We start from the raw sequence: 23,546 nt of genomic DNA on the forward strand, positions 1-23,546 counted from the left end.
GGGCGACGGTGCAGGACGAGCTATTTCGGCGTTACGGAACCGTCGATGAAGGGCATTCCTGGGTCATGTCGGACACTACGGTTCCCGTTACTGAGTTGGCGCAGAACAGCGTCTTCGAACGACTCGCCCGCGCCGGTTATGTCGTCAACGGGTTGCTGCACCTGATTGTCGGCTATCTCGCCATCCGGGTGGCGTGCGGCGACGGGGGCACCGCCGATCAGACCGGGGCCCTGGCGACACTGGCGGCCAAACCGGGCGGCCCGCTCGCGTTGTGGGTCGCCGCGGCGGCGTTACTGATGATGGGCCTGTGGCGGCTCGTCGAATCCGTCCTCGGCCGGTCGAGCGATCGCAAGGCGGATGGGCCATCGTCGGACGCGTCGCTACGGCTGAAGGCATTGGGTCTGGCGGCCGTCTACCTCACCTTCGCCTATTCTGCGTTCGGGTTCGCCCGTGGCGCGGGAAGGCCTGCGGATCAACAGAATTCGAGTATAAGCGCGCGGCTCATGGAAACGACCGGGGGCACCATCGCGCTCATCGCGGTTGGGGTGGTTATCGTCACGGTTGGCTGCTACCACATCTATAAGGGTGCGAGCCGGGCGTTTGTCGACGACCTCAAAGGCAAGTCGGGCGACCTGGTGCGCAGGCTCGGCGTGGCGGGGTACGTCGGCAAGGGTGTGGTGATCACCCTCACCGGTGTGCTGGTGATCGTCGCCGCCTGTCGCGCCGAACCGAAGAAGGCCACCGGACTCGATGGGGCCCTCAAAACGCTCGGGGCCCAGCACTACGGGACGGTGCTGTTGATAGCGGCCGGCGTCGGCCTGATCACCTACGGGCTCTACAGCTTCGTGATGGCGCGTTCCACCAAGATGTAGGCCGGCCCGGCGTCAGTTCTGGGAATCCGTGGGGGCCCGGTTCCGCAGTCGACCGAGCACGCCGCGCACGGCATGCTCGGTCATCGACAAGGGGGACATCATCGCCTCTCCCACGCTGACGATGTAGTCGATCCGCTGGACGATCGCCTCCACGGGTTCGACGAGGGTGATGAGCCGCTTGGCCAATTCGTCCAGGCTTTCCATCGTGCTCTCGAGATGATCCAACCCGCCATCCAGGCGGGCCACCGTCTTGTTGAGGGCCGACAACGAACTGGTCAGGTCGTTCATGGTCTTGCCCAGCCCGTCGAGCACGCCTTCGACCTGCTCCACCGTCTTGTCGGCATTCAGCGCCGCCTGGGTCAGGGTTTTGATCCGGTTGCGCTCAGGACCGCTGCGTTCGGTTCGGTCTGCCATGCGGTAATTATGAACGGATTTGCGTCCGCGGAAACCTCGCTGAATGCCCGGCAGGAAGCTCGGTCGCCGCGCCGGTGTCGACCTAGCGGCCGCCCATCGCCATCCCGGAACTGCACCGGCCCCACCCTCAGCAGTTGTTGCGGCAGTGGGCGGTCGGGCTACCGGCGATGGTTTTACCGAGCAGCGCCGCCCAGGAAGCAGAACATCGGCTCATCGCATTGTTTCGATTGACTCGGGCCGGATGCCGTTGGGGTAGGCAAATTTCAGGTTAAAACCCATCGCTTGCAGGCTGGTCATCAGGTACATTTTCGCCAGCCTCAAAGACCGTGGCCACTCCGCAGCTGCCGCCTGAGCGCGCTCAGGCGGCCGCGACCGAACTAGGGAATCACGATGGTTGACACCGGTTCGCTATCGACGCAAAAGCCACAGCGCCCAGCCTGTATCCGGAGTCGGGTGAAGACCACCACCCGGTGAAATCCGGATACGGCTGGAAGAAAGAGAACAAGGCACGGACTTCGCGTTGCTGCCGCCGGAAGTCAACAGCGGACTGATATACGCCGGGCCCGGGCCGGCGCCAATGCTCGCGAACGCGGCAAGCTGGGACGCGCTGGCCGCTGAGCTGGAGTCCAGCGCGGCCGGCTACTCCTCGACGGTCGCACAGCTGACGGGGGAGGCGTGGTCGGGCCCGTCCTCGGAACTCTTGACGGCCGCGGTGACGCCCTACGTGGAATGGCTGCAGGCCAGCGCCGCGGCGGCCGGGCAGACCGCCGCCCAGGCCTACGAGGCGGCCGCGGCTTACGAGGCGGCGTACGCGATGACTGTGCCCCCGCCGCTGATCGCGGCGAACCGCACGCAGTTAATGGCGTTGATCGCCACCAATTTTCTCGGCCAGAACACCCCGGCGATCGCGGCCACCGAAGCCGAATACATGGAGATGTGGGTCCAAGACGCCACCGCGATATACGGCTACGCCGGTGCTTCGGAGGCTGCGAGCACCCTCAACTCGTTCAACGAACCGCCGCAGACCACCAACCAGAACGGGCAGCTTGACCAGGCCCGCTCGACCGCCCAAGCCATTGGCAACGCCACCAGTAGCCGCACCGCGGGCCCCCTACAGCAGAGCGCGGGTGCCCTACAGCAGAGCGGGGGCCCCGTCCAGCTCGCCCCGGGCACCACCTCTCAGCAAACGACCTCCGGGAGCACCCTCGGCGTCACCAACAGCACCGTCAGCGCCACCAATGGCCCCGTCACGACCACCTACATCAACACCGCGACGACAGTCAGCGGCACGTATACCGTCGGAGCGAACCAAGCCGTCGTGATCGAAAACGGCGGCTCCATAGAAGTCGCCTCCGGCGGAACTCTCAACATCAATTCGGGCGGCAGCCTCGAAGTCGCCTCCGGCGGCGGCCTCACCATCGACGCCAACGCCACCCTCACCAATGCCGGCACCATCACCGTCAACTCCGCCGGCACCCTCGAAATCCAAGTCACCGGCACCCTGACCGACTCAGGTACCCTCGCCGATTACGGCACCTTCACCCTCGACTCCGGCGGTTCCCTCGAATCCGGCGGTACTGTCACTCTCAACTCCGGCGGTTCGATCATTGTCGAATCCGGTGGCACCCTCACCGACTCGGGCACTCTCACCCAGTCCGGCGGCACCCTGACCGTCAACCCCGGCGGCACCCTCGAACTCGGCTCCAGCGGCTATCTGTCGCTCGACGGTGGCACCCTCTCCAACGGCGGTACCTTGAACGTCGACTCCGGCGGCTATCTGGCCATCAGACCTGACGGCACCCTGATCGACACCGGGCACATCACTATCGAGGCCTATGGTGGCAACATCACCAACGCCGGCACCATGACCGTCAACCCCGGTGGCACCGTCGACATCCAGGTCGGCGCCTATTTCACCACCGAGGACGGTGCCAGCCTCACCAACTACGGCGGCATCACCGTCGAGAACGCCGGCACGTTCAACTGCTACGGCGGCGTCGCAGACTACGGCACCATCAACATCCAGTCCGGCGGCAACCTGTACGGCTTGGGCAACGGGTCCTACATCATCGAGTCCGGCGGCACCCTCACCGACCAAAGTGGCGGCAGCATAACCCTGTACGACAGTAGCGCCCTGACGGTCCAATCCGGCGGTTCCCTCACTGATTCCGGCACCTTCACCGACTGGGGAACCCTGACGGTCGCGCACGGCGGCACCCTCACCGAGAATGGTTTCCTCGACGTCAATACCACCTTCACCGATGCCGGCACGGTGACGGTTAGCCCGGGTGGCAGCGTTTTGGTCGAATCCGGCGCCACCGTGACCGACTCCGGCACCTTCATCGATGCCGGCACCGTCACCGTCGACTCGGGTGGCACTTTCCAAGTCACCTCCACCGGCACCTTTGTCATCGACACCGGCAGTACGCTCACGGTCGATTCCGGGGGCAGCGTGCCCGTCGCCTCGGGGGGCGTGCTGAGCGTCGGGACCGGCGAGACGGTCACAGTCTCTACCGGCGGCTCCTACGGGGCTACCGGCATCACCGGTCAGGTCGTCATATCGCAGGCGACGGACCCGGCGTGGCACAACACGTCGTAGCCCCTGCTTATTGCCCGGCGGGCAGCTTGCTCGCGGCCTCGGCGTCGAGCAGCCACCGCGTGGTCTCCTGCCCGATCGCGCCGGCCGCCGGAATCGCGACGGGCTGAGCTCCGCCGAGGGCGGCGGCCACCGCGTCGGCCTTGCCCGCGCCGGCGACCAGCAGCCAGACCTCGCGGGAACGCTGGATCGCGGGCAGCGTCAGCGTGATTCGCCGCGGCGGCGGTTTGGGGGAGTCTTTGACGCCGACCACCGCGCGGGTGGATTCCAGGACCGCGGGCGTGTCGGGGAAGAGCGAATTGATGTGGCCTTCGGGGCCCATGCCCAGCAGGTGAACGTCAAAATTCGGGATCTGCTCGCCGGGACCGGCGTTGGCGGCCAGCAACTGCTCGTAGGCGAGCGCGGCGGCGGCCAGGTCAGTGCCGAATTCTCCGTCGCTGGCGGCCATCGGATGCACCTGGCTGGCCGGGATGTCGATGTGATCGAGCAACGCTTCTCGAGCCTGCTTCTCGTTGCGCTCGTCGTCGCTTTCGGGAACATAACGCTCGTCGCCCCAGAACAGATGGACCTTCGGCCAGTCGACCCGATTGCTTTCGGCGCGCAGATACTTCAGCACGCCAATCCCGTTGCCGCCGCCGGTCAGCACGATCAGGGCTCGGCCCCTTGCCGAGATCGCGGCCCCGATGGTGTCCACCAACCGACTGCCCGCGGCCTCGACCAGGGCGTCGCTATTGGGCAAAACTTCCACAATGTTGCTCATAGGTACTGCACCTTGTCGATCCCCTCCAGAGCGCTGAAATAGACCTCGTCCGGGTCTAGCCGTCGCATGTCTTCGGCCAAGCATTCACGAGTTTCCCTGCGCGCCAATGGAACCAGCGCATCGGGTCGCCCCGTCCGGCTTAACGTGGCCGTCGTGCCCTCCTGCGGGCGGCTCAGCGTGATGGTCTCGGTCTTGCGCACCAGTTCGACCTTGAGTTCGCCGACCGCCCGGCGCACCGGCCCGTCGATGCGGCTGGCCAACCAGCCCGCCAGGACGTCGAGCGAGGGCTCGGTCCGCAGGCCTGAAACCAGCGCCGACTCGATCTCCTCGTGGGGTTTCTGGTCGACGGCCGAAGTGAGCAGCGCCCGCCAATAGGTGATCCGTGCCCAGGCCAGGTCGGTGTCTCCGGCGGTGTATCCGGGTAGCCGGCCCTTGATTCCCGACATCGGGTCGTCGCTGTTCGTCACGTCGGTGATGCGCCGAATCGCCAACTTGCCCAACGGGTCCTGCGCCGGGACGGCCGGTGCAACATCGGGCCACCACACCACGACCGGGATGTCGGGAAGCAGGAAGGGGGTGACGACGCTTTCGGCGTGGCCGGCCAGCGGCCCGGACAGCCGCAGCACCACGACCTCGCCGCCCCCGGCGTCGCCGCCGACCCGAATCTGGGCATCCAGGCGAGACTCGATGGCATCGGTGTCGCCGGGCACCACCACGATCACGCGGCTCGGGTGCTCGTGGGTGGCGGCGTTGGCGGCCTCGATCGATTCCTCCAACAACTCGTCGCTGTTCGATTTGATGATCAGCGTCCCCACCCGGCCCAGCGTGACGACGCCGGACTCCTCGCGCAGGCCGTCAAGCTTCTTGTTGATCGCATTGGTGCTGGCGTCGAGCAGGTCGACCATCATGAGCGCCGCTCCTTCTCAGCACGACGCTCCGCATCGTCGCCGGGGCGGATCACGGCCGCCTCCATTCGCGGCCGGTGCGTTGCAACATCTCGAACGCCGATGCCGGTCCCCAGGTGCCCGACTCATACGGGTCGGGTTTGCCGTGGGTGGACCAGTAATCCAGCACGGGATCGAGTATCTGCCAAGCCAATTCGACCTCCGCGTTCACCGGGAACAACGAGGGCTCGCCCAGCAGGACATCGAGGATCAGGCGCTCATAGGCCTCGGGGGAGTCCTCGGCGAATGCCGACCCGTAGGAGAAGTCCATGTTGACGTCGCGGACCTCCATCGCGCTGCCCGGGACCTTGGAACCGAACCGCAGCGTGATCCCCTCGTCCGGCTGCACGCGAATGACCAGGGCGTTGGCACCCAGTTCGTCGGTCATGGTGGCGTCGAAAGGCAGATGGGGCGCGCGTTTGAAGACCAGCGCGATCTCGGTTACCCTGCGGCCCAAGCGTTTTCCGGTCCGCAGATAGAACGGAACCCCGGCCCACCGGCGGGTGTCGACCTCGAGTGTGATGGCGGCGAACGTCTCGGTGGTCGAGTCCTTCGAGAACCCTTCCTCGTCGAGCAGGCCGACTACCTGCTCGCCACCCTGCCAGCCGGCCGCGTATTGTCCGCGGCTGGTGGTCTGGTCGAGCGGCTGCGCGAGTTGGGTGGCCGAGAGCACCTTCACCTTTTCGGCCTGCAACGCGTCGGGTTTGAAGCTCACCGGTTCTTCCATCGCGGTGAGCGCCAACAGCTGCATCAGGTGGTTCTGGATGACGTCGCGCGCGGCGCCGATGCCGTCGTAATAGCCCGCACGCCCGCCCAATCCGATGTCCTCGGCCATGGTGATCTGCACGTGATCGACGTAGTGGGCGTTCCAGATCGGATCCCAGAATTGATTGGCGAAGCGCAGCGCCAGGATGTTCTGGACCGTCTCCTTGCCCAGATAGTGGTCGATGCGGAATACCGACTCCTCTGGGAACACGGAGTTGACCACCTGGTTGAGCTCGCACGCGCTCTTCAGGTCGTGGCCGAACGGCTTCTCGATGACGACGCGGCTCCACCTGTCCTCTTGCGGGCGTGCCAGCCCCGACTTGTGCAGCTGCTCGCACACCACCGGGAACGATTTGGGCGGGATGGCCAGATAGAAGGCGTGATTGCCGCCGACACTGCGCTCGGCGTCGAGCTTGTCCAGGGTCTCGGCCAGCCGACCGAAGGCGGCCTCGTCGTCGAATTCGCCTCGCACGAAACGCAATCCCTCGGCCAACCGCTCCCAGATCGCCTGCCGAAATGGGGTGCGGCAGTACCGCTTGACGTCGTCGTGAATGACCTGGGCGAAGGCCTCGTGGTCCCAGTCGCGGCGGCCGAAGCCCACCAACGAGAAGGTGGGCGGCAGCAGGCCGCGGTTGGCCAGATCGTAGATGGCCGGGACCACTTTTTTGTGCGCCAGATCGCCGGTGACGCCGAACAGCACGAGCGCACACGGGCCGGCGATCCGGGGCAGCCGCTTGTCGTCCTTGTCTCGCAGCGGGTTATGCCACTGCCCGGAATCAGCGCCCGGGGTCATTTGTCAGCGGAACCCAGTTGCTTCTGTGTCTCGTCGAGCAGCTCGGTCCAGGACTCCACGAACTTCTGCACACCCTCGTCCTCCAGAACCAGGAAGACATCGGTCAGGTCGACGCCGATGGCCGAGAGCTTGTCGAAGATTTCCTGCGCCCCGGCGGCCGTGCCGGTGACCTTGTCGCCCTCGACGACACCGTGGTCGGCGACCGCGTCGATCGTCTTCTCGGGCATGGTGTTCACCGTGTGCGGGGCGACCAGCTCGGTGACGTAGAGCGTGTCGGAGTAGTCGGGGTTCTTGACGCCGGTGGAAGCCCACAGCGGGCGCTGCACCCGGGCGCCGTTGGCGCGCAGGTCCTGGTAGCGCTGGCCACTCTCGAAGACCTCCTGGTAGGCCGCGTAAGCCAGCCGGGCGTTGGCGACACCGGCCTGGCCGCGCAGGGCGAGCGCCTCTTCCGAGCCGATCTCTTCCAGCCGCCTGTCGATCTCGGTGTCCACGCGAGAGACGAAAAATGATGCGACGGAATGGATCTTGGACAGGTCGTGGCCGGCCTCGCGAGCCTTTTCCAGTCCGGCCAGATAGGCGTCCATCACCGCGCGGTGCCGCTCGACCGAGAAGATCAGCGTGACGTTGACCGAAATGCCTTCCGCCAGAACGGCGGTGATGGCCGGCAAGCCGGCCTCGGTGGCCGGGATCTTGATCAGCAGGTTGGGCCGGTCGACGATCTTCCACAGCTCGACGGCCTGGGCGATCGTCTTGTCGGTCTCCTTGGCCAGCCGCGGGTCGACCTCGATGGACACCCGCCCGTCGATGCCGTCGGAGGCCTCCCACTGCGGCGCCAGCACGTCGCACGCGTTGCGGACGTCGTCGGTGGTGACGGTGCGGATCGTGGCGTCGACGTCGGCGCCGCGCTCGGCGAGCTCGGCGATCTGGCTGTCGTAGGCGTCGCCCTCGGCCAGCGCCTTCTGGAAGATCGACGGGTTGGTCGTGACGCCGACGACGCTCTTGGTGTCGATCAGTTCTTGCAGGTTGCCCGACTGCAGCCGCTGTCGCGACAGGTCATCGAGCCATACGGATACCCCGGCGGCGCTGAGCGCGGCGAGGTTGGCGTTCTGGGTCATCTGAATAGCCTTTCTCAGTTATCGACTACTTGCTCGGCGGCGGCAGCGACGGCCTCCGCGGTGAAGCCGAACTCGCGGAACAATGTCTCGGCGTCGGCGGACTCGCCGTAGTGCTCGATCGACACGATCTTTCCGGTGTCGCCGACCAGCTTGTGCCATGGCTGCGCGATGCCCGCCTCGACGGCCACCCGGGCCGACACCGACGGCGGCAGCACACTGTCGCGGTACTCCGACGGCTGGGACTCGAACCATTCGACGCAGGGCATCGACACCACTCGCGCGATAATGTCCCTGTCCGCCAACAATTTTGCGGCATCCACCGCAAGCTGGACCTCCGATCCTGTGGCGATCAGAACCACGTCGGGTTCGTCGTCACCGGCATCGCCCAGCACGTAACCGCCGCGGGCGACGCCCTCGAGGTTGGTGCCCTCGAGCACCGGCACGCCCTGCCGCGTCAGGATCAAGCCGACCGGTCCGCTGCCGTTGCCGCGCGCCAAGACGGTGCGCCACGCGTACGCGGTTTCGTTGGCGTCGGCCGGGCGCACCACCGACAGCTTCGGGATGGCGCGCAGTGCCGCCAGGTGCTCGATGGGCTGGTGGGTGGGGCCGTCCTCGCCCAGGCCGATCGAGTCGTGCGTCCAGACGTAGATGGTGTCGATGTCCATCAATGCGGCGAGCCGCACCGCCGGGCGCATGTAATCGGAGAACTGCAGGAAGGTGCCGCCGTAGGCGCGGGTCGGCCCGTGCAGCACGATGCCGGACAGGATCGAACCCATCGCGTGCTCGCGGATGCCGAAGTGCAGCGTCCGTCCGTACCAGTCGGCCGTGTAATCCTTGGTGGTAATCGAGGGCGGCCCAAAGGATTTCACGCCATCCATGGTGGTGTTGTTGCTGCCGGCCAGGTCGGCTGAGCCGCCCCACAGTTCGGGCAGTTTGGGTCCCACCGCGGTCAGCACCTTGCCGGACGCGGCTCGGGTGGCCAGCGGCTTGGATCCCGGCTCCCAGTAGGGGATGTCGGCGTCCCAACCCTCGGGCAACTTCTCCGCGGTAAGCCGGTCCAGCAGCGCCTTGCGCTCGGGCTCGCGCTGCGCCCACGCGTCGAACTCGGCCTGCCACTTTTCGTGCGCTTCCCTGCCCCGGTCCACCAGCTTGCGGGTGTGGGCGATCACTTCGTCGCGCACCTCGAACTTCTTGTCGGGATCGAACCCCAGAATCTTCTTGACGGCCGCGATTTCTTCGTCGCCGAGGGCAGCGCCGTGCGCCTTGCCGGTGTTCATCAGCTTCGGTGCGGGATAACCGATGATGGTGCGCAGCGAGATGAACGACGGTTTGTCGATCACCGCCTTGGCGTTGGCGATGGCCTCCTCGATGCCGACGACGTTCTCGCCGCCCTCCACCTCTTGCACGTGCCAGCCGTAGGCGCGGTAGCGCGCGGCGGTGTCCTCACACAAGGCGATGTTGGTGTCGTCTTCGATCGAAATCTCGTTGTGGTCGTAGAACACGATCAGGTTGCCCAGCTGCTGAACCGCCGCCAGCGACGACGCCTCGGAGGTCACGCCCTCCTCGATGTCCCCATCGGAGGCGATCACGTACACGTAGTGGTCGAACGGGCTCTCCCCGGGAGCGGCGTCCGGATCGAACAGGCCGCGCTCGTAGCGAGCCGCCATCGCGAACCCGACCGAGGACGCCAGGCCCTGACCCAGCGGGCCGGTGGTGATCTCAACGCCCAAGGTGTGCCGGAACTCCGGGTGCCCGGGTGTCTTGGATCCCCAGGTGCGCAACGACTCGATGTCCGACAGCTCCAGGCCGAACCCGCCCAGGTAGAGCTGCAGGTACAGCGTCAGGCTGCTGTGGCCGGCCGACAGCACGAACCGGTCGCGTCCCAGCCAGTGCGTGTCGCTGGGATCGTGGGTCATCGCGCGCTGGAAAAGGGTGTAGGCCAACGGGGCCAGGCTCATCGCCGTCCCGGGGTGGCCGTTACCAACTTTTTGGACCGCGTCGGCGGCGAGCACCCGCACGGTGTCGACCGCGGCGGAATCCAGATCGGTCCAGTCGTCCGGGTGGTGCGGGTGGGTGAGTGTGGAGATCTCTTCGAGTGTGGTCACAGACGTCAGTCCTTGGGGTGGCCGTGGTTCGTAGCGCTGATCAATCCTCACCCTAGTGCGCTAGTGGTGGCGTTTGCAGTGCAGGATGTCGGGTATCCCTGTGAGGCCCAATCCGGAGATGACGCGCGGGCGACGCGCAATTTGCCATCGGTGCCGTACTCGGGAAATTCTGTATGAATCGACCCTGGGGACTCGCCGCCGCGGACTCCCGGTCTACCATCGTGCGTAGTAGATGCTGCGCGCTGCTGAACCCCGAGGAGTTATTGCGTGAGTGTTCGCGGGCACGTCGCTCCGAGCCGAGTACGTAGCACCGTGCTGGCTTATCTGGCGCTGACGAAGCCCCGGGTGATCGAACTGCTGCTGGTGACGGCGATACCCGCGATGCTGCTCGCGCACCGGGGTGCGGTGGACCCGCTGCTGATCCTCAACACCTTGATCGGTGGGATGCTCGCCGCGGGCGGCGCGAACACGCTGAACTGCGTGGCCGACGCCGACATCGACAAGCTGATGAAACGCACGGCGCGCCGGCCGCTGGCGCGGGCCGCGGTGCCGACGCGCAACGCCCTGGCGCTCGGTCTGGTGTTGACCGTCACCTCCTTCGTGTGGCTCCGGTGGACCACAAACCTGCTGTCGGGCTGGTTGGCGATCGCCACGATTGCGTTCTACGTGTTCGTCTACACGCTGATCCTCAAGCGGCGCACGTCGCAAAACGTCGTGTGGGGCGGCGCGGCGGGGTGCATGCCGGTGATGATCGGTTGGTCGGCGGTCACGGGCACCATCGGCTGGCCGGCCGTGGCGATGTTCGCGATCATTTTCTTCTGGACCCCGCCACACACCTGGGCGTTGGCGATGCGGTACAAGGACGACTACAAAGCGGCCGGCGTGCCGATGCTGCCCGCCGTGGCAACCGAGCGCCAGGTCACCAAGCAGATCCTGGTCTACACGTGGCTCACCGTGGTCGCGACGCTGGTGTTGGCGCTGGCCGCGGGCTGGCTGTATGCCTTGGTCGCGGTGCTGGCCGGTGTGTGGTTCTTGGCGATGGCGCATCAGCTCTACGCCGGGGTCCGCGCCGGCGAGCCGGTCAAGCCGCTGCGGCTGTTCCTGCAGTCGAACAACTACCTGGCGGTGGTGTTCTGCGCGTTGGCCGTCGACTCGGTGCTGGCGCTGCCGACGCTGCTCTAGCGACGCAGGCGACGTGTGACGCCTACGGCAGCAGGACCAGGGAGCCGGTCGTCTTGCGGCCCTGCAGATCCGTGTGGGCGCGGGCGGCCTCGGCCAGCGAATAGCGTCCGCCGACCTCGATGCTGATCGTCCCGGCCGATATCGCCTCGAACAGTTCACCGGCGCGCCAGCTGAACTCTTCGCCGGTGCGGATGAAATGCGCAAGTGAGGGACGCGTGAGGAACACCGAACCCGCGGCGTTCAGGCGCTGGGGGTCGAACGGCGGGACGGGGCCGCTGGCGGCACCGAACAGCGCCAGGGTCCCGCGCACGGCGAGGCTGGCCAGGCTGGCGTCGAACGTGCTGGCCCCGACGCCGTCGTACACCGCCTCGACGCCGGCCCCGCCGGTGAGCGATCGGATCCGCTGGCCGAACTCCGCCGCGTCGTCGGGGTAGGGGAGCACCTCGTCGGCGCCCGCCCGCCGGGACAGCCGCTCCTTCTCGGGCGTCGAGACCGTGGTGATGACGCGGGCGCCGAGCCGATGCGCCCACTGCGTCAGGATCAGCCCAACGCCGCCGGCGCCGGCATGCACCAGCACCGCGTCGCCGCTTTTCACCGGGTACACCGACGTGAGCAGGTAGTGCGCGGTCAGCCCCTTCAGCAGCACCGACGCCGCCACCTCGGAAGTGACATCGTCCGGCAACTGTGCCGTCAAAGCCGCTGGGGCAGTGGCGAACTCGGCGTATGCACCGGTTGCCGCCGCGGACACCACCCGGTCGCCGACGCGGAAACTGCCCGGCGCGCCCTCGCCCAGGGCCGCGACGGTGCCCGCGAGCTCGGAGCCCACGATGAACGGCAACTCGCGGGGATATTGCCCGCTGCGGAAGTAGGTATCAAGGAAGTTGACGCCGATGGCTTCGGCTTTGATCAGCAGCTGGCCCGCGCCGGGCGTGGGTTCGGGAGTGTCAACGTAGCGCAGGACCTCGGGGCCGCCGGTTTCATTGATTTCGATTGCGTGCATGTGGCTATCATGCCCGGGCATGAAGCTTGCCCGGCCGGACGTCTTCCATCCCCGCATCGTGCTGGCCGGACCGTCGCGGCACCCCGCCGGCGATGCCGACGACGCCGGCCTGGTCGCCGCGTTGCGGCGGCGGGGTCTGCACGCCCGCTGGCTGGCCTGGGACGATCCGGAGAACGCCCGCGCCGATCTGGTGATCCTGCGGGCGGGGTGCGACGGCGCCCAACGCCGCGACGAATTCCTGGCCTGGGCCGCGAGTATTCCCAAGCTGCTCAACCCGCCGGCCGCAATCGCTTGGAATCTCGGTGCGGGATACCTGGCCGACGTGCAGAGTGCCGGCGTGCCGACGCTGCCGCGCGGGGCGCCGGGAAAACCGGTGGCGCTGATCTACTTCGGCGGCGAACAATCGCACGCGTTCACCCAGACGCAGGTGGTCGAGCCGGAGTTCGAGGTCTGGGACGCCGGGCATGCGGCCGTCGCGGCGGCGGCCGAACGCGCCGGCATCCGGCCCGACGAGTTGCTCTGCGCGCGGGTCGACGTCACCGGCGGCCCCGACGACGTTCGGGTCGGCGCGCTGGATGTGGTTGCGCCAGCGCTGGGTTGGACGACGTTGGACACCGCGGCGCGTGAGCTGGCCGAGCGCCGGTTCGCGGTGGCCGTGGAGTCAGCCTGCGAGCGGCTCGGGCTCGGTCCGCTCTCGCATCGAGGCCCATAGCGCCGCGGTCGCCGCAGTGCATGCCGCGGCCCCGGCGACGTGTATCGCGACCAGCGCGGCGGGCACCCCCGTGAAATACTGCGCGGTCCCGATCGCGGCCTGAGCGCACACCAGGGCCAGCAGCGCGCCCAGCCGCAGCAGGACCACCCGGGCCGCGCCGACCGCCAGCAGTCCGAAGCCCAGCCCCACCAGCAGCGCCAAATAGGCGACCAGCAGCGAGGAATGCATGTGCACCAGCGTGGCGACCTGCACCTTCAGTCGGGGCACCGTCCGGCTGGGGCTGCGGTCCCCGGCGTGCGGGCCGGCGGCGGTCACCAGCGTGCCGGTGATCAGCACCACCGCCAGGTTCACCGCGCTCAGCGCCGTCAGCGCGCGCAGCGGCCGGGCCACCTGCGTGTAGACCACCCCGGCCCCGTTTCCATCGGGCTCGCCGACCTTGACGTAGAGCAGCACCGACAGCCACACCATCGTCATCGACGTCAGCAGGTGGATGGCGACGGTCCACCACAGCAGGCCCGTGCGCACGGTGATGCCGCCGATGACGGCTTGGACGACGGTGGACACCGGCATCAGCCACGCGTAGACCAGCACCTCGGTGCGGCGCCGCGCCCGGGTCACCGCCAGCACGGCCAGCGCGGCGGCCACGACGACCGCAAAGGTGATCATCCGGTTGCCGAACTCGACGGCCTGGTGAATGCGCGGCACCTCGGCGTGAGCCACCGGCACGAAGCTGCCCGGAAAGCACTGCGGCCAGGTCGGGCAGCCCAGCCCCGACGCGGTGACGCGCACGATGGCGCCGGTGACCGCGATGCCGCCCTGGGTGAGGATCACCAGCGCGGCGACGAGCCGCTGGACGCGCAGACTCGGGTTGGGGAGCAGGTCCACCAACCGCATCAGCACTCGTCCGACGGCCACCGCCCGATCGTAGGGCACCAAAAACTACCGCCTGTAGTACGGCTGTCCCGATGAGTGCCGGCCGATGGTCCAGCGGTCAGGTAAGCGAAGCGGAAGCGGCCGCCGAAGTCCGCTCAGACCATCAGGTGCGATGCGAGTCAACGTGGGTCAGCATGAGTCGCCGGGCCCGAGCCCCCGCGCAGCTGTCCGAAAGCAGCTGGATTTCCTGGTTTGCCGCCATCGCGATGCCATTGAGTGCCGACACCAGGTCCTCGGGGTCGAAATGGGCGTCGAGGTCACCTGCTGCCTGCGCCGTAGTCGTCTGCTCCCGCAAGAACCCACGCCAGCGAGACACCAAGTCATGCACCGTGTTTCGAAGCTCACCGGGCTGGCCGTCGAATTCGCAGGACGCGGCCGTGACGAAGCAGCCGTTGGGAAATGGGCTATCGGCCAGGTAGCGGCACCAGGACTCGATGACGGCGATCAGGCGGGGTAGCCCCGCTTCAAAGTCGAGACTGGGGTGGACCACGGCGGCGGTGAACATCTCGCCCGCCCTTTCCAGGACGGCCAACTGCAGTGCCAGGCGCGAGCCGAATGGCCCGACAACGCCGGCCTTGCTCATCTGCAGTGCCTCGGCAAGCGAGCCAAGGGTCAGTCCCGCGAGTCCGTCGGTCGACGAGCGGAGCACGCTGGCTGCCACGATGCGCTCCCGTGTCCGCCGCGCAGCCTCCGCTGACCTTCGCACGCCGACCACTTTACCGAACGGACGTGTGCTAAGTTAACGAACGGTCGTATGCTAAAGGAGCGTTGAATGAGGATTCGCTGGTTGGGATGGGCGGGTTTCGAGGTCGAGGCGAACGGAGACTGTCTGGTGATCGACCTGCTCGGCCGTCCCGAGGGAGTACTCGAGGGCACGGGACTCGCCGCGCCGATGCCCACCGTCGTGACGCCGCGAAACGCGGGTGAGATCCTTGCGGGGCTGTGCACGCATCTGCACCGCGATCATGCCGACGCCGGCGCCCTGGCCGACGCCCTGCGGCCCGGCGGGGCGGTTTTCCATCCCGTTTCGTTCGGCGGGGACGATCACGAGAATTCGTGGACGCTGAAGGCGGACGGAGAGCTGGATAGCCACCGCCTGCCTCGCGTCGCGATGAAGTACTGGGAGACCACGACCATCGGGCCCTTCACCGTCGCGGCAATCCCGGCGGTGGACACGCTCGGCGATCCGCAGGTCTCCTGGGCCGTGGAGGCAGGCGGGAAGAGGATTATCCACCTCGGCGACAGCATGTATCACGGTTACTGGTGGCGTGCGGCGCGCCGGCACGGCCCCTTCGACGCGGTCCTCACCCCGATCAACGGGCCCACGGTGTGCTTTCCGCACTGTCAACCGCCCAGTCCGTTCCCCTCGACGCTGGATGACCGGCACGCCGCCGTGGCGGCACGGCTACTCGGCGCGAAAATAGCTATACCCATGCATTACGACGGCTTCCATATCGACCGTTTCTACCAAACCGAGCCCGGCGAGCTCGCCCGCTTCCTGGACGCTGCAGCCGACGAAAGATACGAATCCGTTCTGCTGAGACCGGGCGACGATCTGGCGTTGTAAGCGCTGCGCTCAGGTGAAGCGGAACCACCGCCGCGCGGCAAGCGCCGCGCCCGCCCCCCAGGCCGCCAACACGGCGACGCCGAACCAGTCCACCGACAACGTCATCGCCTGCGACAGGGCTTCGGTGAGTGCCCCCGACGGCGTGAGCCGGGCCGCCCACTTGACCCCCGTCGGGATCATCCCGGTTTCCACGGTCAGCGCGCCGAGACCGGCGAAGACGAACCACAGCAGGTTGGCCAGGGCGAGCACGACCTCGGCCCGCAGCGTCCCGCCGAGCAGCAGCCCGAGGGCCGCGAAACCCGCGGTACCCAGCGCGATCACCCCCGCGCCCAAGCCCAACGCGGCCGGGGTGGGTCGCCAGCCGAGCGCAAAACCTATGACACCCAACAGGATTGCCTGCAGGAAGACCACCGTGACGACCGCCAGTGACTTCCCGGCGATGATGCCCCAAACCGGAAGTGGCGTTGCGCCAAGCCGTTTGAGCGCACCGTAACGACGATCGAACGCGACGGCGATCGCCTGCCCGGTGAACGCGGTCGAGATCACCGCCAGCGCCATGATGACCGGGGTGAAGACGGCCGCGCGATGCGGTCCGAACGAGCCGAGCGGCAACAGGGTGAGCCCGACCAGCAGCGTGATCGGTATGAACATGGTCAACAGCAGCTGTTCGCCGTTGCGCAGCAGCAGCTTCAGTTCCAGATTGAACTGCGCGGCAAGCATTTTCGGGACCGCGCTGGGGCGCGGGTCGGGGGCGAAGGTACCCGCCGGGAAGGCCGGGCCGTCAGTCTGCGTCATTGCCGCAACTTTCTGCCGGTGAGGTCGAGGAACACATCCTCGAGGCTGCGTTGCTCGACGCGCATGTCGGTGGCCAACACGTCGATGCGCGCGCACCAGGCGGTGACGGTCGCCAGCACCTGCGGGTCGACGCGACCCTCGACCAGATACTCGCCCGGCGTCACCTCGGTGGCCTGGTAGTCCTCGGGCAAAGCCGACGCCAGCAGGGACAGATCGAGCCGCGGCGGCGCGCTGAACCGCAACTGGTCCTTGGCCCCGCTGCGCATCAACTCCGCCGGAGTGCCCGCGGCCACCGTTGCCCCGTGGTCGATGATCGCCAGCCGATCGGCGAGCTCCTCGGCCTCCTTCAGTTGGTGAGTGGTCAGCACAACCGTCACGCCGTCGCGGCGCAGCGCGTCGATCAGCTCCCACACCAGCAACCGGGCGTGGGCGTCCATACCCGCGGTGGGTTCGTCGAGGAACACCAGCTGCGGGCGCCCGACCAGCGCGCACGCCAGCGCGAGCCGTTGCTGTTGGCCGCCGGAGAGCCGCCGGTAGGTGGTGCGGGCGGCGTCGGTGAGGCCCAGCGTGTTCAGCAGCCACGCCGGGTCCAGTGGGTCGGCGGCGTAGGAGGCCACCAGCTTGAGCATTTCTTGCGCCCGGGCCGCCGGGTAGCCGCCGCCGCCCTGCAGCATCACGCCGATCCGCGCGCGCAGCCGGGCGTTGTCGGCGACGGGGTCCAAGCCGAGCACCTCGATCGTGCCGGCGTCCGGGCGCACGAAGCCCTCGCACATCTCGACCGTCGTCGTCTTGCCGGCGCCGTTGGGTCCCAGCAGCGCGAACACCTCGGCCGTGTGCACTTCCAGATCGAGGTTGGCGACGGCCGTCGTCGGCCCGAATGTCTTGGTCACCCCGCGCAGCCGCACCACCGGGTCGGGGGCGTGGGGAATGTGGGAGGCCGAGCTCACGTCGAGTCAGCGTATGCGCCCGGCACCGCCTCGGAGCGAGGGGTGGTCGGCCGGGTCTCAGCGGCGTCGGCGAGGCCGGTGGCGTCAACGCCTGCCGCGCCGTTGGATTCGCCCGTGACGACGGAGCCGGTGGGCGCCGACAGCAGCGGACGCCACGGCAACCGGGTGTAGGTCAGCGCGATGAGCACCACCACGAGGACGGTGCTGGCGGCGGTGGCATCCACGATCTGGAACAACGCGAAGCGGTCGCCGTTGGCCGTCGGACCGAAGATGCCCACGACGAGGGTGATGACGATGACCGCCACGCGGAAACCGGGTCGGGTCGCCCAGGCGGCCAGCGGGATGATGGCCCACAGCAGGTACCAGGGCTGCACGACGGGAAACAGCAGCACGCAGATGCCCAGCGCGACGCCGAGGCCGCCGATCGGGTGCAACCGCCCGCGGAATACCGCGAACAACAGCCAGGCCACCAGCACGGTGATGATCAGCACACCGATGAACCGGGTCAGCGCCAGGACGGCGGTGGTGTGATCGCCCAGGCCCAACAGAATGCCGACCTGCCCGGTGCCCAGCGCCAGCAGCGTCGGCGGCGACATCCAGCTGCGCACCACGTTGGCGGTGCCCAGCGTGAAGAGCCAGCCGAACCCCAGGCCGCTGGCCCATCCGACGGCGGCCATCACGGCCACCGACAGCGCCGTCATCCCGCCGCCGGCGACCAGCAGCGCGCGCAACGTGCCGCCCATGCGGTAGGCCAGCGCCATCGTCACGAAACCCAGTGCCAGCAGTGACGGCAGCTTCACCTGCGACGACAGCGTGATGAGGACGGCGCCGGCCAGCAGCATGCCCAGCGGTTCCCAATCGGGGCCGGGCCGCCAGGAGGCCGGAAACAGCCGGGGCGAGTCGATGCCGCGCAGCGCGAATTCGGCGCCGGCCAGCATCAGGCCGAGCATCAGTGCCTCGTTGTGGATGCCGGCCACCAGATGCATGATCAGCAGCGGATTGGCGGCGCCCAGCCACAGCGCGCTCACCTCGGCCACGCCGCAGCGCCGGGCCAGCCGCGGTGTCGCCCACACGATCAGGGCGACCCCGATCAGCACCACGATCCGGTGGCAGAGCACGGCGGCGACGATGTTCTCACCGGTCAGCGCGGAGATTCCGCGACCGATCCACAAAAACAACGGGCCGTACGGGGCGGGCGTCTCCCGCCACAGGCTGGGTACCGACAGCGTGAAGACGTGGCCGAGGCCCAGCCCGGACGCGGGACCCACCTTGTAGGGGTCGAGCCCTTCCAGCGAGATCTGGCTCTGCGCCAGGTAGGAGTAGACGTCCTTGCTGTACATCGGCGGCGCGGGCAGCAGCGGCAGCATCCACAGCAACAGGGTGCGATCCAGCTCGCCGCGCGACATCCGCCGGCTGCCCAGCGCGAATCGGCCGAGCATCAACCAGGCCAGCGCCATCATGACCGCGCCGGTGGTCGTCATCGTCAGCGAGACGGTCTGGATGCGGGAGGGGAGGTTGAGCAGCCGGACGCCGAACGTGGGGTCCTGGACGACGGGCCGGGCCCCGGCGCCGAGCGCACCGATCGCCATCAGCACGGTTCCGGTGGCGCCGAACAGCCGGGTGCGCCGCATGGCGGTGAGCTCGGTATCGTTCAGCGGCGAGCCGACGGCTTGTTCGTCGCCGTGCAAGCTCGCGATTGACGAGCTCAGCGTGTGGTGGCGCGCTGCCATCAGTGGAGCGTAGCCGCCCCCCGCGCGGCGGCCGGGCGGTGCTCGCGGTGTGAGTGGTGCAACCCCCTGCACAGGGCACCCTTGCTAGACCGATCCGCCGAATTGCGTCACACTGGTGTTGTGAAAATCCAAACCGACGAAGAGGCCGTCGCGGCTCCGGTGCCGGCCGCGTCGCCTGCGGTGCCGGATGGTCACACCCGCCGCGCCATCGTGCGCCTGCTGCTGGAGTCCGGATCGATCACCGTCAGCGAGATCGGCGACCGGCTGGGCCTCGCGGCCGCCGGCGTCCGGCGTCATCTCGACGCGCTGATCGAGGGGGGCGACGCCGAATCGGCGGCCGCCGCGTCCTGGCAGCAGTCCGGCCGGGGCCGGCCCGCGCGGCGTTATCGGCTGACCGCCGCCGGCCGCGCCAAGCTCGAACACGCCTATGACGACCTGGCCGCCGCGGCCATCCGGCAGTTGCGGGAAATCGGCGGGCAGGACGCGGTGGCGACGTTCGCGCGGCGGCGCATCGACGCGATCCTGGCCGGCGTCGAACCGGCCGACAGCGACGACGACGCCGACGTCGAGGCGGCGGCCGAGCGGGTCGCCGGCGCGCTGACCCGGGCCGGCTACGTCGCCACCACCGCGCAGGTAGGCGGGCCGATCCACGGCGTGCAGATCTGCCAGCACCACTGCCCGGTGTCGCACGTCGCCGAGGAATTCCCGGAGCTCTGCGAAGCAGAACAGCAGGCCATGGCCGAGGTCCTGGGAACCCACGTGCAGCGGCTTGCGACGATCGTCAACGGCGACTGCGCCTGCACTACCCACGTGCCGCTCACCCAGTCAGTGAGCCCGGCCGCCAGCAAGACCTAGCACCAAGCGGCGCCCAGCCCGCGCCCGCACCACACGAGCACCAAAGGAGCGTCCGTATGACACTCACGCCAGAAGCCACGAAGGCTACAGCGCCCCTGACCCAGGAAGAGGCGATCGAGTCGCTGGGCAAATACGGCTACGGCTGGGCCGACTCCGACATCGCGGGCGCCAGCGCGCAGCGCGGTCTGTCCGAAGCGGTCGTGCGTGACATCTCCGCGAAGAAGAACGAGCCCGAATGGATGCTTCAGACCAGGCTCAAGGCGCTGCGGATCTTCGACCGCAAGCCGATGCCACACTGGGGCTCCAACCTCGAGGGCATCGACTTCGACAACATCAAGTACTTCGTGCGCTCCACCGAGAAGCAGGCGGCCTCCTGGGAAGACCTGCCCGAGGACATCCGCAACACCTATGACCGGCTGGGCATCCCGGAGGCGGAGAAGCAGCGCCTGGTCGCCGGTGTCGCCGCACAGTACGAGTCCGAGGTGGTCTACCACCAGATCCGCGAGGACCTGGAGAGCCAGGGCGTCATCTTCCTCGACACCGACAGCGGCCTGCGGGAACATCCGGAGATCTTCCAGCAGTACTTCGGCAGCGTGATCCCGGCCGGGGACAACAAGTTCTCCGCGCTGAATACCGCCGTGTGGTCGGGTGGTTCGTTCATCTACGTCCCGCCGGGCGTGCACGTCGACATCCCGCTGCAGGCCTATTTCCGGATCAACACCGAGAACATGGGCCAGTTCGAGCGAACGCTGATCATCGTCGACGAGGGCGCCTACGTGCACTACGTCGAGGGCTGTACCGCGCCGATCTACAAGAGCGACTCGCTGCACTCCGCGGTGGTCGAGATCATCGTGAAGCCCGGCGGCCGTTGCCGCTACACGACCATCCAGAACTGGTCGAACAACGTCTACAACCTGGTGACCAAGCGGGCCCGCGCCGAGGCCGGCGCCACCATGGAGTGGGTCGACGGCAACATCGGGTCGAAGGTGACCATGAAGTACCCGGCTGTCTGGATGACCGGCGAGTACGCCAAGGGTGAGGTGCTGTCGGTGGCGTTCGCCGGCGAGGGCCAGCACCAGGACACCGGCGCCAAGATGCTGCACTTGGCGCCCAACACGTCGAGCAACATCGTCTCCAAGTCGGTGGCGCGCGGCGGCGGGCGGGCGTCCTACCGCGGTCTGGTACAGGTGAACAAGGGTGCCCACGGATCGCGCTCCAGCGTGAAATGCGATGCGCTGCTTGTCGATACGGTCAGCCGCAGCGACACCTACCCGTACGTCGACATCCGCGAGGACGACGTCACGATGGGGCACGAGGCCACCGTATCCAAGGTCAGCGAGGACCAGCTCTTCTACCTGATGAGCCGGGGCATGACCGAGGACGAGGCGATGGCGATGGTGGTGCGCGGCTTCGTCGAGCCGATCGCCAAGGAACTGCCGATGGAGTACGCACTGGAGCTCAACCGACTGATCGAGCTGCAGATGGAAGGCGCGGTCGGCTAGTGACGAACGTGACTGAGGCGGTTGAGGGTTCGGCCCTCGCTGCTGCCAACAAGGGCGAGCTGTTCGCGTCCTTCGACGTGGACGCGTTCGAGGTGCCCAGTGGGCGCGACGAGATCTGGCGGTTCACCCCGCTGCGCCGGTTGCGCGGCCTGCACGACGGGTCCGCCCCCGCGACGGGCAACGCCGCGATCGAGGTGACCGAACGCCCGGGCGTGACGGTGGAGACCGTGCGCCGCGGCGACGAGCGGCTGGGTCAGGCCGGCGTTCCCGCGGATCGGGTTGCGGCACAGGCATTCTCGTCGTTCAACTCCGCAACGGTGGTGACCGTGGCCCGCGACACCGAGGTGGCCGAGCCCATCGAGATCGCCGTCACCGGCCCCGGCGAGGGTGCGGTTGCCTACGGGCACCTGCAGATCCGCGTCGAGGAACTTGCGCGCGCCATCGTCGTCGTCGACCTGCGCGGCAGCGGTACCTACGCCGACAACGTCGAGATCATCGTCGGCGACGCGGCCGCCGTCGGGGTGATCTGGATCGCCGACTGGGCCGACGACATGGTCCACGTCAGCGCGCATCATGCGCGGCTGGCCAAGGATTCGGTGCTCGGCCACGTCAACGTGACGCTCGGCGGCAATCTGGTGCGGACGTCGACGATGGTGCGCTTCACCGCACCCGGCGGCGAAGCCCAGCTGCTCGGCACCTATTTCGCCGACGACGGCCAGCACTTCGAGTCCCGGCTGCTTGTCGACCACGCACAACCCAACTGCCGCTCGGATGTGCTGTACAAGGGTGCGCTGCAAGCCGATCCGGAATCGGACCGGCCCGATGCGCACACCGTCTGGGTGGGCGACGTGTTGATCCGCGCGGAGGCCACCGGCACGGACACCTTCGAAGCCAACCGCAACCTACTGCTCACCGACGGCGCGCGCGCCGATTCGGTGCCCAACCTCGAGATCGAGACGGGCGAGATTGTCGGTGCCGGGCACGCCAGTGCCACCGGAAGATTCGACGACGAGCAGGTGTTTTACCTGCAGGCCCGGGGCATCCCGGAAGACCAGGCCCGCCGACTGATCGTTCGCGGCTTCTTCGGCGAGATCATCCAGAAGATCGCGGTGGCCGCCGTGCGCGAACGGCTGACCGAGGCCATCGAACACGAACTTGAGTTAACCGAAGGAATCAGGAACTGATGACCACGCTCGAAATCAAGGACCTGCACGTCAGCATCGCGCACACCAACGAGGCCGACGCGGTCGAAATCCTCAAGGGCGTCGACCTCACGGTGGCCTCGGGGGAGACGCACGCGCTGATGGGCCCCAACGGCTCGGGCAAGTCCACGCTGTCCTACGCGATCGCCGGGCACCCGAAGTACGAGGTGACCTCCGGCTCAATCACGCTGGACGGCCAGGACGTGCTGGCGATGAGCGTCGACGAGCGGGCCCGGGCCGGCCTGTTCCTGGCCATGCAGTACCCGATCGAGGTGCCGGGCGTGTCGATGTCGAACTTCCTGCGCACCGCCGCGGCGGCGGTGCGCGGTGAGGCGCCGAAGCTGCGGCACTGGGTCAAGGAAGTCAAGGCCGCGATGGACGACCTCGGCATCGATCCCGCGTTCTCCGAACGCAGCGTCAACGAAGGCTTTTCGGGCGGCGAGAAGAAGCGCCACGAGATCCTGCAGCTGTCGCTACTCAAGCCGAAGATCGCGATCCTCGACGAGACCGACTCCGGGCTGGACGTCGACGCGCTGCGGGTGGTCAGCGAGGGCGTGAACCGCTACGCCGAGGCCGAGCACGGCGGTGTCTTGCTGATCACGCACTACACCCGGATCCTGCGCTACATCCAGCCGCAGTTCGTGCACGTGTTCGTCGGCGGCCGAATCGTCGAGTCGGGCGGCCCCGAACTGGCCGACGAGCTCGAAGAGCACGGTTACGAGCGCTTCGTGCAGGCGGCGTCTGCGAAGGCTTAGTG

The 23,546-nt window shown here is 67.8% G+C and carries 21 protein-coding genes; 9 read left to right on the plus strand and 12 right to left on the minus strand.

Annotated features, from left to right (window positions below; translation table 11 throughout):
* Positions 1 to 65 precede the first annotated feature (65 nt).
* On the plus strand, positions 66 to 872 hold the full coding sequence (locus tag MSG_RS10475) for a DUF1206 domain-containing protein (RefSeq protein ID WP_096439419.1): 807 nt from the start codon (positions 66 to 68) through the stop codon (positions 870 to 872).
* A gap of 12 nt (positions 873 to 884) precedes the next feature.
* Here MSG_RS10475 and MSG_RS10480 read toward each other — a convergent pair whose 3' ends face one another.
* Positions 885 to 1,286, minus strand: a complete 402-nt coding sequence (locus MSG_RS10480; protein WP_096439421.1) for an ATPase — start codon at positions 1,284 to 1,286, stop codon at positions 885 to 887.
* A gap of 520 nt (positions 1,287 to 1,806) precedes the next feature.
* Here MSG_RS10480 and MSG_RS26125 point away from each other — a divergent pair.
* Positions 1,807 to 3,885 (plus strand): PPE family protein, encoded by a 2,079-nt coding sequence (locus MSG_RS26125; protein ID WP_373421207.1) that lies wholly within the window; start codon positions 1,807 to 1,809, stop codon positions 3,883 to 3,885.
* 7 nt (positions 3,886 to 3,892) lie between these two features.
* Here the strand turns inward: MSG_RS26125 and pgl are convergent, their stop codons facing one another.
* Genes pgl through tkt form a run of 5 tightly spaced genes read right to left on the minus strand, consistent with a single transcriptional unit; the run spans position 3,893 to position 10,364 of the window.
* The gene (gene pgl, locus MSG_RS10495) at positions 3,893 to 4,642 is read right to left on the minus strand and encodes a 6-phosphogluconolactonase (protein WP_096439423.1); all 750 of its coding nucleotides are present in this window, start codon (positions 4,640 to 4,642) and stop codon (positions 3,893 to 3,895) included.
* A complete protein-coding gene (gene opcA, locus MSG_RS10500) occupies positions 4,639 to 5,550 on the minus strand; it encodes a glucose-6-phosphate dehydrogenase assembly protein OpcA (RefSeq protein ID WP_096439425.1) in 912 nt (303 codons plus the stop codon). Before opcA ends, pgl begins: the two co-directional genes overlap by 4 nt.
* 49 nt (positions 5,551 to 5,599) lie before the next feature.
* On the minus strand, positions 5,600 to 7,144 hold the full coding sequence (gene zwf / locus MSG_RS10505) for a glucose-6-phosphate dehydrogenase (RefSeq protein WP_096439427.1): 1,545 nt from the start codon (positions 7,142 to 7,144) through the stop codon (positions 5,600 to 5,602).
* On the minus strand, positions 7,141 to 8,259 hold the full coding sequence (gene tal, locus MSG_RS10510) for a transaldolase (RefSeq protein ID WP_096439429.1): 1,119 nt from the start codon (positions 8,257 to 8,259) through the stop codon (positions 7,141 to 7,143). Before tal ends, zwf begins: the two co-directional genes overlap by 4 nt.
* A gap of 14 nt (positions 8,260 to 8,273) precedes the next feature.
* On the minus strand, positions 8,274 to 10,364 hold the full coding sequence (gene tkt / locus MSG_RS10515; RefSeq protein WP_096439431.1) for a transketolase: 2,091 nt from the start codon (positions 10,362 to 10,364) through the stop codon (positions 8,274 to 8,276).
* A 267-nt stretch (positions 10,365 to 10,631) separates the two neighbouring features.
* Here tkt and MSG_RS10520 point away from each other — a divergent pair, with 267 nt between their 5' ends.
* Positions 10,632 to 11,546, plus strand: a complete 915-nt coding sequence (locus tag MSG_RS10520; RefSeq protein WP_096439433.1) for a heme o synthase — start codon at positions 10,632 to 10,634, stop codon at positions 11,544 to 11,546.
* Positions 11,547 to 11,568: 22 nt separating this feature from the next.
* Here MSG_RS10520 and MSG_RS10525 read toward each other — a convergent pair whose 3' ends face one another.
* Positions 11,569 to 12,546: a quinone oxidoreductase family protein gene (locus tag MSG_RS10525; RefSeq protein ID WP_096439434.1), complete on the minus strand. Its 978-nt coding sequence runs from the start codon at positions 12,544 to 12,546 to the stop codon at positions 11,569 to 11,571.
* 19 nt (positions 12,547 to 12,565) lie between these two features.
* Between MSG_RS10525 and MSG_RS10530 the strand changes: the two genes are divergently transcribed.
* Entirely contained in the window at positions 12,566 to 13,258 is a 693-nt protein-coding gene (locus MSG_RS10530) for a hypothetical protein (RefSeq protein WP_096439435.1), read from the plus strand.
* Here MSG_RS10530 and MSG_RS10535 read toward each other — a convergent pair.
* Both MSG_RS10535 and MSG_RS10540 read right to left on the minus strand, forming a co-directional pair.
* Positions 13,208 to 14,191 (minus strand): COX15/CtaA family protein, encoded by a 984-nt coding sequence (locus MSG_RS10535; RefSeq protein ID WP_373421208.1) that lies wholly within the window; start codon positions 14,189 to 14,191, stop codon positions 13,208 to 13,210. The genes MSG_RS10530 and MSG_RS10535 overlap by 51 nt on opposite strands.
* 103 nt (positions 14,192 to 14,294) lie before the next feature.
* The gene (locus MSG_RS10540; RefSeq protein ID WP_096444320.1) at positions 14,295 to 14,897 is read right to left on the minus strand and encodes a TetR/AcrR family transcriptional regulator; all 603 of its coding nucleotides are present in this window, start codon (positions 14,895 to 14,897) and stop codon (positions 14,295 to 14,297) included.
* 66 nt (positions 14,898 to 14,963) lie between these two features.
* On the opposite strand from MSG_RS10540, the gene MSG_RS10545 reads away from it, so the two are divergent.
* Positions 14,964 to 15,758 (plus strand): MBL fold metallo-hydrolase, encoded by a 795-nt coding sequence (locus tag MSG_RS10545; protein ID WP_096439437.1) that lies wholly within the window; start codon positions 14,964 to 14,966, stop codon positions 15,756 to 15,758.
* 9 nt (positions 15,759 to 15,767) lie between these two features.
* On the opposite strand, the gene MSG_RS10550 is transcribed toward MSG_RS10545, so the two are convergent.
* The 3 genes from MSG_RS10550 to mptB are packed head-to-tail and all read right to left on the minus strand — an operon-like array spanning position 15,768 to position 19,230.
* Positions 15,768 to 16,553, minus strand: a complete 786-nt coding sequence (locus MSG_RS10550; RefSeq protein ID WP_096439438.1) for an ABC transporter permease — start codon at positions 16,551 to 16,553, stop codon at positions 15,768 to 15,770.
* Positions 16,550 to 17,482: an ABC transporter ATP-binding protein gene (locus MSG_RS10555; protein WP_096444322.1), complete on the minus strand. Its 933-nt coding sequence runs from the start codon at positions 17,480 to 17,482 to the stop codon at positions 16,550 to 16,552. Before MSG_RS10555 ends, MSG_RS10550 begins: the two co-directional genes overlap by 4 nt.
* A 14-nt stretch (positions 17,483 to 17,496) precedes the next feature.
* Positions 17,497 to 19,230 (minus strand): polyprenol phosphomannose-dependent alpha 1,6 mannosyltransferase MptB, encoded by a 1,734-nt coding sequence (gene mptB / locus MSG_RS10560; RefSeq protein ID WP_096439440.1) that lies wholly within the window; start codon positions 19,228 to 19,230, stop codon positions 17,497 to 17,499.
* 66 nt (positions 19,231 to 19,296) lie between these two features.
* Between mptB and MSG_RS10565 the strand changes: the two genes are divergently transcribed.
* The 4 genes from MSG_RS10565 to sufC are packed head-to-tail and all read left to right on the plus strand — an operon-like array spanning position 19,297 to position 23,544.
* Positions 19,297 to 20,085, plus strand: coding sequence for a helix-turn-helix transcriptional regulator (locus MSG_RS10565; RefSeq protein ID WP_096444324.1), 789 nt, complete (start codon positions 19,297 to 19,299; stop codon positions 20,083 to 20,085).
* Positions 20,086 to 20,141: 56 nt separating this feature from the next.
* A complete protein-coding gene (gene sufB, locus MSG_RS10570; RefSeq protein WP_096439442.1) occupies positions 20,142 to 21,587 on the plus strand; it encodes a Fe-S cluster assembly protein SufB in 1,446 nt (481 codons plus the stop codon).
* Complete coding sequence (gene sufD, locus MSG_RS10575) at positions 21,587 to 22,771, plus strand: Fe-S cluster assembly protein SufD (RefSeq protein WP_096439444.1); 1,185 nt, start codon at positions 21,587 to 21,589, stop codon at positions 22,769 to 22,771. Before sufB ends, sufD begins: the two co-directional genes overlap by 1 nt.
* Positions 22,771 to 23,544 (plus strand): Fe-S cluster assembly ATPase SufC, encoded by a 774-nt coding sequence (sufC, locus tag MSG_RS10580; RefSeq protein ID WP_096439446.1) that lies wholly within the window; start codon positions 22,771 to 22,773, stop codon positions 23,542 to 23,544. Before sufD ends, sufC begins: the two co-directional genes overlap by 1 nt.
* The last annotated feature ends 2 nt before the right edge of the window (positions 23,545 to 23,546 follow it).

The sequence above is a fragment of the Mycobacterium shigaense genome (assembly GCF_002356315.1).
GTDB lineage: Bacteria > Actinomycetota > Actinomycetes > Mycobacteriales > Mycobacteriaceae > Mycobacterium > Mycobacterium shigaense.